Below are 16,220 nucleotides of genomic sequence, written 5' to 3'. Positions count from 1 at the left end.
GTGGAGGACCCGAAACAGCGCCGAAGGTTCCGCCAAAAATGCAATTGCGCCATATCGCAAATCGCGGCTTGGAGGCCCCCGCTGCGAATACGATTCATTCATCTATTCTCAAAGCGCCTCTTGTGACGCGGGAGCCTCCCGCCCTCCCGATCGCGCCCGCCCCTGTCGCCGGCCCGGACCCGCGGGAGATTTTGTCGTCGATCGGAGAAGTCGTCTATGACTGGGAGCTCAGCTCGGATCGACTGACCTGGGGCCCGAATCTTGGTGAAATCCTAGGGCCCATCGCCGGCGAGGATCTCGACACCGGGCTCGGCTATGGCGAGCGGATTGCGCGTGAAAGCGGCGCCTCCCGCTATGACGCCATCGTGCAATCCGGCAAGACGGACGCAGGGGAAGGCGTTCCTTATCAGGTGGTCTACGCCCTGGCTCAGCCGCGGGAGCTTGGCCAAGGACCGCTCGTTTGGGTGGAGGACACCGGCCGCTGGTTCGCCGGCCCCACCGGCAAACCTTCGCGCGCTTATGGCGTCGTGCGGGTCGTCACCGAGCGCCACGAGATGGAGCGCAAGCTCGCGCTGGGCGCGCAGATCGATCCGCTGACGGGCGTTTTGAACCGAGCCCAGCTCGGCGAGCATATCGCCCGTTTCCTCCAGCAGGCCGAACGCTCACGTAAGCCCTTCGCCGTGCTGCTCGTCGCGTTGGAGAACCTGTTCGCGCTCAACCGGACTTATGGATATGACGCCGGGGACGAGGTGATTGCGAACCTCGCCAAGCGCCTGCGCGAGAATGTGCGGGCCTGCGACGTGGTGGCGCGCCATGCCGGCAATAAATTCGCTCTCGTGCTCGAAAACTGCGACGCCGATGAAACGCTCGTCGCCGCCCAGCGCCTGCTTGAACTCGTAAAGAGCGCGCCCTTCGAAACTTCCGCCGGACCCATTCCCACCACGATCCGCATCGGCGGGGTCATCGGGCCGCGCGAGGGTCGCCTTCCCCACGTGCTCTTGCAGCATGCCGAGGAGGCGCTCGACGTGGCGCGCCAGAACAATGGCAAGCGGTTCGTCGCCTATACGGCGTCACTCGCCCGGGAGGACGCGCGATTTCGCACGCTGCAGGTCGCCGACAGCATTGTCTCGGCGCTCAATGAGCGCCGCGTCGATCTCGCATTCCAGCCTGTCGTCCATGCAGCTACCGGAGAAGCCGCCTTCCACGAGGCGCTGCTGCGGATACGCCTGCCGGATGGGACCATGGCGTCCCCTGCGGCGTTGCTGCCTGTCGCGGAAAAGGCCGGGCTCGTGCGTCTGCTCGATCAGCGCGTGATGGAGCTCGCTCTGGAAAGGCTCGCAGCCGACCCCAATTTGCGCGTTTCGGTGAACTGCTCGGTGAATACGGTGCTCGATCCGGAGTGGCCGGACCGCCTCAAAGCGGCGATCACGATGAATCCGTCCATCTCGGACAGGCTGATCGTCGAAATCACCGAAACGAGCCTGATCGAGGATTTCGAGACGACAAGAAACCTCATCGCCGTTTGCAAGGAACAGGGCGTCAAAGTCGCGATGGACGATTTTGGCGCGGGCCACACGTCCTTCAGAAATCTGCGGGACTTCAACTTCGACATCGTCAAGATCGACGGCGCCTTCATCCAGAATATCACGAACTCCCAGGACGACCGCTTCTTCGTACGCACGCTGATCGACCTCGCGCGCCATCTCTCCATCAAGGTCGTGGCGGAATGGGTGGAGGACGAAGCGACGGCGCGCATTCTGCGTGACTGGGGCGTCGAATATTTTCAGGGCGCGCTCTATGGTTTCGCGGAGGCGCGGCCAGTCGTCGAGGACAAGCGGGCCGCGATCGGCTCGTTTGCCTGATTTGATATACGAGCCGCAATCCGCACGCACCCTATCGCTCGCGCGAACGAGCGATAGGGATACAAGAAACGAAGGCCTCTCGTTCAGCCCGTATTGCGCAGGCCCGCCGAAATGCCGTTGATCGACATCAAAATGCCCTCGCGAATCTCGTCGTCGATCATGCCGGCGCGGTGGCGGCGGATGAGTTCGACCTGGATGTAATTGAGCGGCGCGATATAGGGGAAACGTTGGCGAATGGAGCGCGCCAGCGTCGGATTGTCGGCAAGCCGCTCCGTCGTGCCCAATATTTGCGTCAGCGCATCGACCGAACGCGCGTGCTCAGCCTCGATCATCGCGAAAATACGCTGCGCCAGAGCGCGATCCTCGACAAGCTCGGCATAATGGCGCGCGATCTGAAGATCGGTCTTCGACAGAATCATGTCGATGTTGGAAAGCAGCGAGCGGAAGAAGGGCCATTCCGTCGCCATGCGCCGCAACAGCTCGATGCGCTCCTTGTGATCCTGCTCCAGATAATTCGCGATGGCCGAGCCGAAACCATACCAGCCCGGCAAGGCCACGCGCGCCTGCGCCCAGGAGAAGCTCCACGGGATCGCGCGCAAATCCTCGATCTTGCGCGACGGCTTTCGCGAAGCCGGGCGAGAGCCGATGTTGAGCGAAGCAATTTCCGTGATGGGCGTCGAGGCGAAGAAATAATCCACGAAGCCGTCTGTCTCATAGACGAGCTTGCGATAGGCGGCCATGCCGGATCGCGATAGTTCTTCCGCGATTTCCAAAAACTCCGGAGCGGGCGCCTTGTGCTGCGAAAGCAGCGTCGCCTCCAGCGTCGCGGCGACGAGCAGCTCCAGATTGACGTGGCCGATCTGCGGATTGGCGTATTTCGCGGCGATCACCTCGCCCTGTTCGGTGAGGCGGATCTGGCCGTTCACCGTGCCCGGCGGCTGCGCCAGAATGGCGTCGTAGCTCGGGCCGCCGCCGCGGCCCACCGTGCCGCCGCGCCCATGGAAGAGACGCATCGTCACATTGGGGATCGAAGCGAAGAATTCCGCGAGCGCGGTCGAGGCGCGGTAGAGTTCCCAAATGCTCGTGAGAATGCCGCCGTCTTTATTGGAGTCCGAATAGCCCAGCATGATGTCCTGCTGAGCGCCGGAATTGACGACGAGCCGCTGAATGCCCGGCAGCGCGTAAAATTCGCGCATGATCGGCGCCGCGTTGCGCAGATCGCCAATCGTCTCGAACAGCGGCGTGATGATGAGATCGGCCGCTACCGCTTCCGCGTCGCGCGGATCGAGCGTGCCGCGCATCAGGCCGCACTCCTTCTGCAGGAGCAGCACTTCCAGAAGGTCGCTTACGGTCTCCGTATGGCTGACGATGTAATGGCGGATGGCTTCATCGCCATAAAGGCGGCGCATCTCGATCGCGCGCTCGAAGATCGCGAGCTCGCTCATCGCGCGGTCGCTGTAGACCCGATCCGGCAGACGCACAGGACGCGGGTCGGAGAGGAGCCGCATGAGAAGCTGCTGCTTCTCGGTCTCGGGAAGAGCGGCATAATCTTCGGCGACGCGCGCCGCGGCGAGAAGCTCCGAGAGTGTCTCTTCGTGACGGTCGGAGCTTTGGCGAAGGTCCAGAGTCGCGAGATGGAAACCGAACACTTCCACAGCTCGGATCAACGGCTCCAGGCGCTGCGAGGCGATCACCTCGCTGTGATGGACGCGCAAGGATTCGTCGATCGTGACGAGATCGGCGAGGAAAGCCCAGCTATTGGCGTAAGGCTGGCCCGGCGCCAGCGCATGGCGCATGGCCTGCTGGCCCGTGAGTTTCTCCAGCGTGCCGGCGAGACGCGAATAGACGCCGATCAGCGCACGGCGGTAGGGCTCGTTGTCGCGATGCGGATTATCGTCACCCGAACGCGCGGCAAGATCCTCGAGCGCCTTGGTCGCGCCGCCATAGCGCCGCGAGATCGACAGCTCGGCGCCGAGCGCATGCACTTCGGTGAGATAGAAGCGCAGGGCCGTCTCGCATTGCATGCGTAGCGCCGTCGAGAGCGAGTCGGCCGTGACGTTGGGATTGCCGTCGCGATCGCCGCCAACCCAGGCGCCCATGCGCAGGAAGGGCGGCACCCGCAGCCCGTCGAGTTTCGATTCGATATTGCCGTAGAGCCTCGGAATCTCGCGCAGGAAGGTCGAGCGGTAATAGGACAGCGAGTTCTCGATCTCGTCGCGCACCGTGAGACGCGATTCGCGCAGAAGCTCCGTCTGCCACAATTGCGTGACGCGGGCGCGCAGCTCCATCTCGTTGCGCGCGCGCTCCTTGCCCTTGAGATGCTCATGAGCGGCGAGCAGCGTAAAGATGGCGCGCTCCGCGTCGAGCAGGCATTTGCGCCGCACCTCGGTCGGATGGGCGGTGAGCACCGGCGAAATCCAACCGCGCGACAGGGCCGAGGCGATCTTGCCGGGGCCGATCGCCGCCTTGCGCAAATGCGAAAACGAGCGCGCGAGGCTCGGCTCGTCGAGCGTCCCGCCGTCGGCGAGCGCGCGGGCGCGTTCTTTGAGCGGGTGCAGATCCTCGGCGATATTGGCGAGATGCGAGAAATAGCTGAAGGCGCGGATGACAGCCGTCGCCTCCTTGGCGGTGAGCGAGCGCAATAGCGCGTCGAGCTTCGCCGCGGCGTCCTGATCCTTGTTGCGGCTCGCCGCGACGGACAGGCGGCGGATGGTCTCGATGCGCTCGAAGGCCTCGTCGCCCTCATGCTCGCGCACGGCGTCGCCGAGGAGGCGGCCGAGGAGGCGGATGTCCTCGTCGAGCGGCTTTTCGGTCTTTGCCTCCGGCTCGACCAGGACCTTTGCCGCCGCTTCCTTGCTCTGTGCGTCGAGCTGCATGATTTACCCTTGAAACGAAACGCCCCACCCTGGGGATCGCTGCTGCTATAGCAGGCCTGGCGCCAGTTTTCGACGTGGACGGAAAGAGACAGTCTTTCAGACAGATGAATGCGAAGCTAGATTTCCACAAGAACTCTTGAACTGCTAGGCTCCGGGCAAAACGCCAGCCGCAGGATTTAATGCTCGCGCCAAAACGCCGCCCGGACCATTTGCGCAACCGGCGCAGACCCTCTCTTGTCCGCGCAGCTCTACTCGGACTCGCGCTGCTCATCGCCGGCGACGCGTCCGCTTGGCCGTCCCGCGACCGCCACGATCCCACGCCGCCGCCCATCGATCCAGGCGATTCGCGCTCGGTTCTTTCTGTGCTGCCGGAGCCCGGGCCCTCGCTGAGGAAGAAGCGCGACGCGCTCGAGGAGTTGGGCGTCCGTCTCACCGGCAAATATATCGGCGAAATCTTCGCCAATACCAGCGGCGGCCTGCGGCAGGGCGCGGCGTATGACGGCAGGTTCCGTCTCTCGCTCGACGCCGATTTCGGCAAGCTCGCCAATATCCCCGGCCTGGCGCTTCACGCGAGCGGGCTTCAGCTGCATGGGCGAGGGATCGACGCGCTTTATGTCGGCGCGCTGATGCCGCCCTCGAATATCGAGGCCTCGCGCGCGACGCGGCTTTACGAGCTTTGGCTCCAGCAGAGCCTCTTCGACGACAGGATCAACATCCGCGCCGGACAACTCGGCTCCGATCAGGAATTCATGTATCCCATCTGGGGCGCGGTGTTCGTCAACGGCGCCTTTGGCTGGCCGGTCGTCGACGCCTCCAACCTGCCCGGTGGCGGCCCCGCCTATCCCCTCTCCAATGTGGGCGCGCGCGTCACGCTCAATCCAAACGCGCATTTCTCCTTTCTCGCCGCCGTGCTGGACGGCGACCCGGCCGGACCTCAGACGCCCTTCGACAACGCCGATCCCCAGCGGCGCAATCCCGACGGGCTACGCTTCCGGATGAGAGATCCGCGCTATGTCATCGGCGAGGCGCAGCTCAAATATGGCCTCAACGGGCTCGACGGCGTGTTGAAGCTGGGAGGATGGCGGCATTTCGGCCAATTCGCGGATCAGCGCTGGGGTACGGATTTCCTCTCGCTTTCGGATCCCAACAGCAATGGAGTCTCACTCCAAAGGCATGGCGACCAAGGTTATTACGCCATCCTCGACCAGCAGATCGGCGCCGGCGCAGGGCCCGGTCGCGGCGCGGGGTTTTTCCTGCGCGCCGGGCTTACCCCCAATGACCGCAATCTCGTCAGCGCCTCGGCGGACGCCGGCGTCTCCTTCGTCGGCGTGATCGACGCGCGTCCGGACGATCTCTTCGGCGTGGCGGTCGGCTACGCCCGAATATCCAATGGCGCGCGCGGCCTCGATCGCGACACGGCGTTCTTCAACAATCCCCTGGCCCCGATCCGCTCCAGCGAGGAATTGGTCGAGGCCACCTATATTGCGCGCATGGCTTCAGGCTGGTACCTTCAGCCCGATCTCCAATATATCAGGCGTCCTGGCGGAAATGCCCCTGATCCGCGCGATCCAACGGGGGTCGCGACGCTGCATAATTCCCTGGTGCTGGGGCTGAGGACGCTGGTGCGGTTTTGAACGCCCGCCCAGCCCCCTCCCGCAGACCACCCAAATCAGCTAAACTCCTCGTCTCGCCGCCTCCCGGAACAAAGAAAGAATGTCGGATTTTTATCGCATCAAGCGCCTGCCCCCTTATGTCTTCGAGCAAGTGAACCGGCTGAAGGCCAAAGCCCGCGCCGGCGGCGCGGACATCATCGACATGGGCATGGGCAATCCAGACCTGCCCGCCCCCAAGCATGTCGTCGACAAGCTCGTCGAGACCGCCGGCAAGGCGCGCACCGACCGTTATTCCGCCTCCAAGGGCATCGCCGGGCTGCGCCGGGCGCAAGCCGCCTATTATGCGCGCCGCTTCGGCGTGAAGCTTGATTCCGAGACGCAGGTCGTCGCGACGCTCGGCTCCAAGGAGGGTTTCGCCAATATGGCGCAGGCGATCACCGCGCCGGGCGACGTGGTGCTGGTCCCCAATCCCTCCTACCCGATCCACGCCTTCGGCTTTCTGATGGCGGGCGGCGTCATCCGCTCCGTGCCCTCGGCGCCGACGCCGGAATATTTTCCGGCGCTGGAGCGGGCGATGGCGCATTCGATACCTAAGCCCATCGCAGTGATCGTCTGCTATCCATCGAATCCGACGGCGGAAGTCGCTTCGCTCGATTTCTACAGGGATCTCGTCGCCTTCGCGAAGAAGCACGAGATTTTCATCCTCTCCGACCTCGCCTATGCGGAGGTCTATTTCGACGACGATCCGCCGCCGTCCGTGCTGCAGGTGCCAGGCGCGATGGACGTGACCGCCGAATTCACGTCCATGTCGAAGACCTTCTCCATGGCCGGCTGGCGCATGGGCTTCGCTGTCGGCAACGAGCGGCTCTGCGCGGCGCTGGCGCGCGTGAAGAGCTATCTCGACTATGGCGCCTTCACGCCTGTTCAGGTGGCGGCGACGGCGGCGCTGAACGGCCCCGACGATTGCATCAAAGAGATGCGCGCCATCTACAAGAAACGCCGCGACGTGATGGTCGAGAGCTTCGCCCAGGCGGGCTGGCCGATCCCGGCGCCGAGCGCGTCGATGTTCGCCTGGGCGCCTGTGCCGGAGCGTTTCCGCTCAATGTCGAGCCTGGAGTTCTCGAAGCTCCTCATCGAAAAGGCGGACGTCGCCGTCGCGCCAGGCGAGGGCTTCGGCGAACATGGCGAAGGGTATTTGCGGCTGGCGCTGGTCGAGAACGAGCAACGGATTCGTCAGGCGGCGCGCAACCTGCGGCGTTTCTTCGACACGGCGGATCAGCTGCACAATGTCGTGCCGCTCGCGGCGCGGGGGTGATTTCGGAGGTTGCACGCCTGAAGGCTCGCGGTCTGATGCTGCCTGGACCGCGCGCCTCCCGGCGCGCAGAGCGATAAGAGTCGAGCCTTCACTCCCTTCTAGCTATCGAACCTGCTAGATTGAGTGCATGCTCAAAACGCTCTCATACCCCCTTTCGATCGAGCCGTGCAAAGACGAAGGCGGCTATCTGGCTGTTTTCCCGACGCTTCCTGGCTGCCAGACGTGGGGGGAAACCTATGAGTCCGCTGTGCGCAACGCCGAGGAGGCGCTGGCGGTTTACATAGAGACGCTCGCGGCCAATGGGGACCCGATTCCGGAGACTGGCCAGATCGACCGAGCGGTAACGCTTGGCGTCATGGTTCGCGCCGACATTGCCGCCTGAGGCCTATGACGCCGCGCCTTCCGAGCCTCGACGCCAAAGAGGTCGCCAGGGCACTCGAAAGAGCGGGCTTCGTCTTCCAGCGCCAGAAAGGCAGCCACGCCACCTATCGCCATCCCGAGACGAAGCGCACGACCGTCGTTCCAATGCATAGCGGCGATATCAAGAGGCCGTTGCTGAGGTTGATAATCGAACAGACAGGGATGACCGAGGAAGAGTTCAGGTCATTGCTCTGAGGCTCTGGACAAGAATCCAGGGACATTGCTGCAAGAGCGCCGCGCCCGCTCTGGATTCCCGGTCAGGCCTTCAGCCTGCCGGGAATGACATTCCCACCCTGGCCGAGCGACCGTCATTGCGAGGAGCGAAGCGACAAAGCAATCTAGAGCCGCCGCGGGGCTCCTGGATTGCTTCTCTTCGCTCGAAATGACGGGAACGCGACTTTACCCCTGCCCGCTGACGCGCTCGATCTGCGCGCCGCAGCCGGAAAGCTTCTTCTCCAGCCGCTCGAAGCCGCGATCGAGGTGATACACTCGATTGATGGTCGTCTCGCCGCGCGCGGCAAGCGCCGCGATCACGAGCGACACCGAGGCGCGAAGATCAGTCGCCATCACCTGCGCGCCATCGAGATGATCTGCGCCGGTCACGATCGCCGTATCCCCCTCGAGCTTGATGCGAGCGCCGAGCCGAGCAAGCTCCTGCACATGCATGAAGCGGTTCTCGAAGATCGTCTCGCGTATGCGCGACGTTCCCTTGGCGCGGGTCATCAGCGCCATGAATTGCGCCTGCAGATCCGTCGGGAAAGCCGGGAAGGGCGCGGTTTCTACATCGACCGGGGAAATCCCCACCCCGTTGCGATAGACGCGCAAGCCCTCATTCGTCTCGGAAACCGTCGCGCCCGACTCGATCAGCACGTCCAAGGCCGCCTGCAGACTATCGGCGCGGGCTCCGGCGAGCAGAACGTCGCCCCCGGTCATCGCCACCGCCATGGCGTAGGTGCCGGCCTCTATCCGGTCCGGCATCACGGCGTGGCGCGCGCCGGTAAGAGACGTAACGCCCTCGATTTCGATCGTCGAGGTTCCCGCGCCACCGATGCGCGCGCCCATTTTGATGAGGCATTCGGCGAGATCGACGATTTCAGGCTCGCGCGCGGCGTTGCGCAGGACGGTTGTTCCACGCGCAAGAGACGCCGCCATCAGAGCCGTATGGGTGCCGCCAACCGTGACCTTGGGAAAGTCGATTTCGGCGCCGACGAGCCCGTCCTTGGCCATGCCGACCACATAGCCGTTCTCGATCTCGATATTGGCGCCGAGTTTTTCGAGCGCCATCAGCAGAAGATCGACCGGACGCGTGCCGATCGCGCAGCCGCCCGGCAGCGACACCCGGCATTCGCCCATGCGGGCAAGAAGCGGCGCGAAGACCCAGAAGCTCGCCCGCATGCGCGACACAAGCTCATAAGGCGCGGTGACGTCGACGATCTCGCTCGCGGTAAAATGCACCGTGCGGCCGGAATTTTCCGTGTCGGTCGCGCGCTTGCCGGAGATGGTGAAATCAACGCCGTGATTGCCGAGGATCCGCTCCAGCTGCGTGACGTCCGCCAGCTGCGGCATATTCTCGAGCGTCAGCGTCTCCTTGGTGAGAAGCGAGGCGATCATCAGCGGCAGCGCGGCGTTCTTGGCGCCGGAGATGGGAATGACGCCGTTCAAGGGCGCGCCGCCGGTGATCTTTATCTTGTCCATTAATCCTCGCTGTCGCTCTTTTGCGCGGCCGCCTTCACCGCCCGCTCGCGAGCTTTGCGGCGCGCCAAATTGGCGCGGAGCGCCGCGGAAAGCGCGGCGTTCTTATTGGTCCCGGCCTTGCCAGCTTTCGAGCCCGAATCCGCCTTCTTTGGGGCCGGATCGGGCTCCTTGCCCTCTTCCGTCATCGACTTGTCAACCATGGCAAGCAAGCGCCTTCCTAGGCCTTTGCGGCAGGGGTCGCAAGCGCGGCGGCGCAGCCCCCGCGCCCCGAGCTATATCGCCTTCAGCGCCAGCGTCCCATTGATCCCGCCAAAAGCGAAGGAGTTGGAGAGCGCGACCTGGATCGGCATTTTGCGAGCCTCGTTGGGAATAGCGTCCACTGGGCATTTGGGGTCGGCCTCGACAAAATTGATCGTCGGCGGCGCGGTCTGCTCGCGCAGGGCGCTGATCGTCACGCAGAGCTCCAGACCGCCCGAGGCTCCGAGCGCATGGCCGTGTATCGGCTTGGTCGAGGACACCGGCGGCGGCCGGTCGCCAAAAACGGCGCGCATGGCTTCGGACTCGGTGATGTCGTTGGCGTAGGTCGCGGTGCCATGGGCGTTGAGATAATCGACCGCCGACGCCTCCAGCCCCGCGCTCTCGAGCGCGAGCCGCATGCAGCGCGCCGGGCCTTCGACATCGGCGCGCAGCGGGTCGAAAGCGTCGCTCGTCGTGCCATATCCCGCAAGCTCGCACAGCGGGGTCGCGCCGCGCGCCAGCGCCGACTCCAGCGTCTCCAGAATGAAGACCGCAGCGCCTTCGCCGAGCGTCATGCCGTTGCGCTTCACCGAGAATGGCCGGCAGAAATCGGGGGTGAGCACTCGCAGCGCTTCCCAAGCCCGCATGGAGCCATTTATGACGCAGGCCTCGGCGCCGCCGGCGATGGCGCGATCCGCCCGGCCCGCCCGCAGCATCTCAAACGCCTCGCCGATGGCCTGCGTCGCCGAAGAGCAGGCGGAAGCAAGCGCGAAGGTCGGCCCCTTGGCGCCGTAGCGCATGCCGAGGGTCGTCGGCGCGGCGCTGGGAATGAGGCGCGGCACGGCGAGCGTCTCGGGGCGCACGCCCTCGGCATATTCATAGTAGGACGTGTCGTCGATCGTATGGGCCCCCCCGATGCCCGTGCCGATGACGACCGCCGTGCGCGGCCCGCCGATATCCTTGCGCGCAAAGCCCGCCTGTCCGACCGCCTCGTCGGCGGCGACGATGGCGTATTGGGTGAAAGGATCGCAATAGGGCAGCAGCTCCGACTCGATATGCGCGGTCGGGTCGAAGTCCGGGACCTGAGCCGCGATCTTGATGCGGCCCTGATAGGGTCGCGCGAGCTTCAGCGGCCGGACGCAGGACACACCGTCCCGAGCGGCGGCCCATAAGGCCGAGGCGCCGACGCCCGCCGCAGACACGGCGCCCATGCCGGTAACGACGACCCGGCGGCGCGATTGGTTTATTGTCATGAAGCCTGATCCCCCCGTGGCCCCCTATTATGGCCCGCCCTCAACTGTGCAATTTCAACCCTGTAAATGCGGTCGCCGGTCCGACGCAAGCGAGGCATTGCCGCATCCGCCTTGCTTCAGCCGCCGCGCTCCCCTATAAGCTGCGCCCGGCGCCTGCGTTTCCGACACCCCTGGAGGCGAGCGGCGCTTTTTCTTTTTCTAAAGGACACCGAAAATGGCCGAGATGAAAACGCTCGCGGCCACGGTGCGCAGCGGGACCGGCAAGGGGGCCGCCCGCAGCGTTCGCCGTGAGGGCCGTATTCCAGCAGTGCTCTATGGCGGCGGCGAAGCGCCCCTGCCGCTGTCGCTCGACAAGAAGGTCACCACCCAGCTGATCTTCGCGGGCCACTTCCTCACGACGATCTTCGAGCTCGAGATCGACGGCAAGAAGGAGCGCGCCATTCCGCGCGACTATCAGCTCGACGTCGTTCGCGACTTCCCGATCCATGTAGATTTCCTGCGCCTGAAGCCCGGCTCGCGCCTCAAGGTGAACGTGCCGGTCCACTTCATCAACCAGGAAACTTCGCCGGGCCTGAAGCGCGGCGGCGCCCTCAACATCGTGTATCACTCGGTGGAGATGTACGTGCCGGCCGACAATATCCCGGAGGCGATCGTCGCCGATCTGGCCGGCATGGACTTCAACGATTCGCTGGGCATGTCGCAGATCCCGCTGCCCGAGGGCTGCAAGCCCACGAATCCCGACAAGAACTTCACCGTGGCGAGCCTCGCCCCGCCGGCCGGCGGCGGAGAGGAAGCGGCTCCGGCCGCCGCTGCGCCCGCCAAGGGCAAGAAGTAATTACGACAAATCCCCTCTCCCGCGCACGGGAGAGGGTGGCCCTCGCGTCAGCGAGGGTCGGGTGAGGGCCCCCTCATCCGACGCGCTCCGGCGCGACGCCTTCTCCCGCAAGCGGGAGGAGGGAAGAGCGTTAGGACCAATCCCATGCTGCTCTTCGTCGGCCTCGGCAATCCCGGCCGCCAATACGCCAAAAACCGCCACAACATCGGCTTCATGGCGCTCGAAGCGATCGCCCGTCGCCACGGCTTTGCGACCGCTCGCGCCCGCTTCCAGGGCCTCGTGAGCGAAGGCAATATCGGCGGCGAGAAAGTGCTGCTGCTCCAGCCCCAGACCTATATGAACGAGAGCGGCCGTTCGGTGGGCGAGGCCGCGCGCTTCCACAAAATTCCCGTTGGCGACATTGTCGTCTTCCACGACGAGTTGGACCTCGCGCCGGCCAAATGCCGCATCAAGGTCGGTGGCGGCGTCGCCGGCCATAATGGGCTGCGCTCCATCACCGCCCATGTCGGCAACGACTACAAGCGCGTGCGCATGGGCATCGGCCATCCCGGCGACAAGGCGCTGGTGCATAGCTATGTGCTCAACGACTTCGCCAAAAGCGAAGAGCCCTGGGTCGAGGCGCTCTGCAACGCCATCGCCGACAACGCCGCGCTGCTCGTCAAAGGCGACGACAACGGGCTGCAGAACCGGCTGCATCTCGCCTTGGAAGCGAAGGGCTTCGACGCAGTGAAGCGGGTCGGCGAAAAATGAGGACCCGGCTGGTCGCGCTGCTGACGGTTTTCGTTATCCCCGCCGCCGTCGCGCAGACGCCGCCCCTCGCTGAGCCCGACACAGCCGCGCCGTCCCATGCGGCGCAAAAACCCGTGCCCGCATTCGGCGACGATCACCCCGAATGCGGGGAATGGAGCGACGGCTGCATGGTCTGCACGCGCGATGGCTGCTCCCTGCCTGGCATCGCCTGCGTGTCGAAAGACCCTGCCTGCCGCAAGACCAAGTAGCGGCGTCAGGCCTCCTTTGCTAAACGGCGGCTGAACGCCGCCCTCAGCGGCTGTTCAGCCGCTTTGAACGAAACTCCAATCCATCGAGACACGGTCTCGATCACCAGGAGTTTCAAGCGATGATCCGCAATCTTCTTCTCGCCGCCGCCCTCCTCGCCGCCGCCCCCGCCCTCGCCGAAGCGCCGGTCGCGAAACCCACGACGCCCGCCCCGGTCGCGACCATGACTCAGGCGCCCTCCGCCAAAATGGCGGCCGAAGCCCAGCGCCTTGATCTCAATAAGGCGACCGTCCAGCAGCTTTCAGAGGTGAAGGGCTTCAACAAGACGATCGCCGAAGCCATCGTGAAGGCGCGCCCGTTCAAATATGTCGATGAGCTGGCGGCGCGAAAGATCGTCACCGGCGAGGTCCTCACCCAGGTGAAGGACCAATTGATCGTCCGCTGAGACAGATGCAGAGAAGCGCCCGCCTGACCGGCGGGCGTTTTCGTTTGAGACGCAACGCGAAATCCGACGAGGGCTGTTCTGGAGCAGAGACGTCTGGCGACACAGACGTCGCGAGCCTCATCCGCGCCTCAACAAAAGCGAAAAGCCGGCAGGTCTCCCTGCCGGCTTTTCTCTAATTGGGTAATTAGCCCTTACGCCCCGGTCGCGCCGAGCGTTCCGACGTCGACCTTCACGCCCGGACCCTGGGTCGAGCTGATGGCGACACGCTGGATGTAGGTGCCCTTGGCGCCCTGCGGCTTGGCCTTGGCGACCGCGTCCACAAAGGCCTTGATGTTCTCGACGAGCTTGCCGTCGTCGAAAGAGGCCTTGCCCACCGTGCCCTGCACGATGCCGGCCTTTTCGACGCGGAACTCCACCGCGCCGCCCTTGGAGGCTTTCACCGCCCCGGCGACGTCCATGGTCACCGTGCCGACCTTCGGGTTCGGCATCATGCCGCGCGGGCCGAGCACCTTACCGAGACGGCCGACGAGCGGCATCATGTCCGGGGTGGCGATGCAGCGATCGAAGTCGATCTGACCGCCTTGCACCGTCGTCACCAGATCTTCCGCGCCCACCACATCGGCGCCGGCGGCCTTGGCCTCGTCCGCCTTGGCGCCGCGCGCGAAGACGGCGACGCGCAGAACGCGGCCCGTGCCATTCGGCAGATTGACCACGCCGCGAACCATCTGGTCGGCATGCTTGGGGTCGACGCCGAGATTCATGGCGATCTCGACCGATTCGTCGAACTTGGCCGTGGCGCGGCTGCGCACGAGCTTCACAGCCTCGTCGACCCCGTAGAGCTTGGTGCGCTCGATGCCCTCGCGGGCCTTGGCGATGCGTTTTCCGATATGCGCCATGATCTTACTCCACCACCTCGAGGCCCATCGCGCGGGCGGAGCCGGCGATCATCGACATTGCGGATTCGATCGACGCGCAGTTGAGATCGACGATCTTCTTCTCTGCGATCTCGCGGATCTGCGCTTGCGTCACCTTGCCGACGACGTTACGGCCAGGAGTCTTCGAGCCCGAGGCCGGCTTCTTGCCGATCTTGAGGCCAACGGCCTTCTTCAGGAAGAAGGAGACCGGCGGCTGCTTCATCTCGAAGGTGAAGGAGCGGTCCTGATAGGCGGTGATGATGACGGGGATCGGCGTCCCCTTCTCCATCTGCGCCGTCTTGGCGTTGAACGCCTTGCAGAACTCCATGATGTTCAGACCGCGCTGACCGAGCGCGGGACCAATCGGCGGCGAGGGGTTCGCCGCGCCGGCCGGCACTTGCAGCTTTATGTAGCCGGCAATTTTCTTTGCCATTTGCTTTCTCCAACAAATGACGGCGTCGCGCGCTCACGCACGCTTAGCCATCGGTTGCAGTCCGTGGTCCGATCCGTGCTCCCCGATGGCGTCGGGGCGGGCCTGCCACGTCGGTTTTCGTTCCCTGTCAGAGGAACGAAAAAAGCCCTCGGAGGGAGGGCTGGCGGTCTTATAGCGGAATGGAGCGGGAAGGCAAATCATTTCGAGCGGGGCGCAACGCTCCCCTCCGCGCTCGGGAGCGACGCCGCTCGCGCTTCTCGTGGGCTCACCCCAAATCTCGCTCGAAACGCGCGGCTGAAATGCGCGGCGTCGGGAAAACCAAAATTATCGGCGATCCGGGCGATGGAAACATGCGCAAAAGCGGGATCGGCAAGCTGTTGGCGTGCCGCCTCCAGGCGCGCCCTCCGAATATGGCCGGAGAGCGTCCCGCCGTCCTGCTGAAAGAGTTCCTGAAGCCGGCGCTCGGACAATCCGACGGTCGCAGCGACCATTTTCCCGCTCAAAGACTCGCGGTGAAGGTTCCCGGCGATAAAGGCCTTGGCCCGACTGAGGACCAGCGCCGCGCCAGCCGGCTGCGCATGGCCATATGTGTCAGCAAGGCCCGCGGAAACGATTTCGAGACCTGCCGCGACGAGCCGGCGCGCGCTCATCGGGTCGAGCGACGGCAGCCGAAGGGCGAGATCCTTCCAGTAATTCGCCGCCAGCCCGCCGGGAGCGGAGGCGAACGACAAAGGCGCCGCGACGAAAGGACGAAGGTCGCCGAGCGCCGCTTCGACGCCAGCGCGGTCGGCGGTCACGACGATGGCGCGGGTGCGCCCCGTCACCTCTAGCCGGTAGGGGCTCACGCTTTCATAGAGGCAGAGATCGCCGGGCCCAAGGCGCGCGACGCGGTCGCGCTGAGAGATGCGGCATTCCCCTGAGAGAATGAGGGTAAGCAGCGCCGTCTCCGTCGACGCGCGCCGGATACGCTCAGCCGTGCGATCCAGGCGTTGGAACGCGGCGTCGACGAGGGCGAGCGATCCGTCCTGTAGCGGATGAATCGTCATCGAGCCCGTGAAGGCTTCGCGGGCCGGTGCGTCGGTCGGAGCGCGCATGTCGACATCGACGAGATGATCGCCGACGGCGTCCCGCCACCGCCGCAACCGCTGCTCCAGCGAAAGGCCAGGCAAATCGAAGCGTAGATCGCGCGCTTCCATCGATACACCGCAGGAGTTCGAGGGCTGCGACATGAACCGTCGCTTCGCGCTTCTGGTCAAGTCTTTCCGCGCGTCCATGCAAGCTGGCCGTGGCCAAAGGAGCCATACTGCAGACCTGGCTCAGCCACGC

The 16,220-nt window shown here is 64.7% G+C and carries 16 protein-coding genes; 9 read left to right on the top strand and 7 right to left on the bottom strand.

All coding sequences use genetic code 11. The annotated features are described in order from the left end of the window. The first annotated feature begins 122 nt into the window (after window positions 1-122). Window positions 123-1,862, top strand: a complete 1,740-nt coding sequence (locus tag OGR47_RS02060; RefSeq protein ID WP_246729704.1) for a putative bifunctional diguanylate cyclase/phosphodiesterase — start codon at window positions 123-125, stop codon at window positions 1,860-1,862. Window positions 1,863-1,945: 83 nt separating this feature from the next. On the opposite strand, the gene ppc is transcribed toward OGR47_RS02060, so the two are convergent. Beyond that, window positions 1,946-4,738: a phosphoenolpyruvate carboxylase gene (ppc, locus tag OGR47_RS02055; protein ID WP_165052534.1), complete on the bottom strand. Its 2,793-nt coding sequence runs from the start codon at window positions 4,736-4,738 to the stop codon at window positions 1,946-1,948. Between the two features lie 179 nt (window positions 4,739-4,917). Here ppc and OGR47_RS02050 point away from each other — a divergent pair, with 179 nt between their 5' ends. The 4 genes from OGR47_RS02050 to OGR47_RS02035 all read left to right on the top strand — a co-directional run bounded on the left by OGR47_RS02050 (window position 4,918) and on the right by OGR47_RS02035 (window position 8,281). Further along, on the top strand, window positions 4,918-6,372 hold the full coding sequence (locus OGR47_RS02050) for a carbohydrate porin (protein ID WP_165052536.1): 1,455 nt from the start codon (window positions 4,918-4,920) through the stop codon (window positions 6,370-6,372). Between the two features lie 79 nt (window positions 6,373-6,451). After that, window positions 6,452-7,666 carry an LL-diaminopimelate aminotransferase gene (locus OGR47_RS02045; protein WP_165052538.1) on the top strand — a complete coding sequence of 405 codons (1,215 nt, stop codon included), beginning with the start codon at window positions 6,452-6,454 and terminating at the stop codon, window positions 7,664-7,666. A gap of 127 nt (window positions 7,667-7,793) precedes the next feature. After that, on the top strand, window positions 7,794-8,048 hold the full coding sequence (locus OGR47_RS02040; RefSeq protein ID WP_165052541.1) for a type II toxin-antitoxin system HicB family antitoxin: 255 nt from the start codon (window positions 7,794-7,796) through the stop codon (window positions 8,046-8,048). Between the two features lie 5 nt (window positions 8,049-8,053). Then, window positions 8,054-8,281, top strand: coding sequence for a type II toxin-antitoxin system HicA family toxin (locus tag OGR47_RS02035; RefSeq protein ID WP_165052543.1), 228 nt, complete (start codon window positions 8,054-8,056; stop codon window positions 8,279-8,281). Window positions 8,282-8,485: 204 nt separating this feature from the next. Here the strand turns inward: OGR47_RS02035 and murA are convergent, their stop codons facing one another. From murA to OGR47_RS02020, 3 genes are all read right to left on the bottom strand, one after another. Then, on the bottom strand, window positions 8,486-9,781 hold the full coding sequence (murA, locus tag OGR47_RS02030) for a UDP-N-acetylglucosamine 1-carboxyvinyltransferase (RefSeq protein ID WP_165052546.1): 1,296 nt from the start codon (window positions 9,779-9,781) through the stop codon (window positions 8,486-8,488). After that, on the bottom strand, window positions 9,781-9,981 hold the full coding sequence (locus tag OGR47_RS02025; RefSeq protein WP_246729705.1) for a hypothetical protein: 201 nt from the start codon (window positions 9,979-9,981) through the stop codon (window positions 9,781-9,783). Before OGR47_RS02025 ends, murA begins: the two co-directional genes overlap by 1 nt. Window positions 9,982-10,053: 72 nt before the next feature. Then, window positions 10,054-11,271, bottom strand: a complete 1,218-nt coding sequence (locus tag OGR47_RS02020; protein WP_165052548.1) for a beta-ketoacyl-[acyl-carrier-protein] synthase family protein — start codon at window positions 11,269-11,271, stop codon at window positions 10,054-10,056. A gap of 214 nt (window positions 11,272-11,485) precedes the next feature. On the opposite strand from OGR47_RS02020, the gene OGR47_RS02015 reads away from it, so the two are divergent. The 4 genes from OGR47_RS02015 (at window position 11,486) to OGR47_RS02000 (ending at window position 13,547) form a co-directional block, all read left to right on the top strand. After that, the gene (locus OGR47_RS02015; RefSeq protein ID WP_165052550.1) at window positions 11,486-12,106 is read left to right on the top strand and encodes a 50S ribosomal protein L25/general stress protein Ctc; all 621 of its coding nucleotides are present in this window, start codon (window positions 11,486-11,488) and stop codon (window positions 12,104-12,106) included. Between the two features lie 144 nt (window positions 12,107-12,250). After that, complete coding sequence (gene pth, locus OGR47_RS02010) at window positions 12,251-12,856, top strand: aminoacyl-tRNA hydrolase (protein ID WP_165052552.1); 606 nt, start codon at window positions 12,251-12,253, stop codon at window positions 12,854-12,856. Further along, window positions 12,853-13,104, top strand: coding sequence for a hypothetical protein (locus OGR47_RS02005; protein ID WP_165052554.1), 252 nt, complete (start codon window positions 12,853-12,855; stop codon window positions 13,102-13,104). Before pth ends, OGR47_RS02005 begins: the two co-directional genes overlap by 4 nt. 119 nt (window positions 13,105-13,223) lie before the next feature. Continuing rightward, complete coding sequence (locus OGR47_RS02000; protein ID WP_165052558.1) at window positions 13,224-13,547, top strand: ComEA family DNA-binding protein; 324 nt, start codon at window positions 13,224-13,226, stop codon at window positions 13,545-13,547. A gap of 191 nt (window positions 13,548-13,738) precedes the next feature. On the opposite strand, the gene rplA is transcribed toward OGR47_RS02000, so the two are convergent. From rplA to OGR47_RS01985, 3 genes are all read right to left on the bottom strand, one after another. Then, window positions 13,739-14,443: a 50S ribosomal protein L1 gene (gene rplA / locus OGR47_RS01995; protein WP_165052560.1), complete on the bottom strand. Its 705-nt coding sequence runs from the start codon at window positions 14,441-14,443 to the stop codon at window positions 13,739-13,741. A gap of 4 nt (window positions 14,444-14,447) precedes the next feature. Next, window positions 14,448-14,894 (bottom strand): 50S ribosomal protein L11, encoded by a 447-nt coding sequence (gene rplK, locus OGR47_RS01990; RefSeq protein WP_165052563.1) that lies wholly within the window; start codon window positions 14,892-14,894, stop codon window positions 14,448-14,450. A gap of 197 nt (window positions 14,895-15,091) precedes the next feature. Continuing rightward, the gene (locus OGR47_RS01985) at window positions 15,092-16,123 is read right to left on the bottom strand and encodes a helix-turn-helix domain-containing protein (RefSeq protein WP_165052565.1); all 1,032 of its coding nucleotides are present in this window, start codon (window positions 16,121-16,123) and stop codon (window positions 15,092-15,094) included. Window positions 16,124-16,220 lie beyond the last annotated feature (97 nt).

The sequence above is a fragment of the Methylocystis sp. MJC1 genome, assembly GCF_026427715.1.
Lineage (GTDB): Bacteria > Pseudomonadota > Alphaproteobacteria > Rhizobiales > Beijerinckiaceae > Methylocystis.
This window is presented reverse-complemented; position numbering and strand designations above follow the sequence as displayed.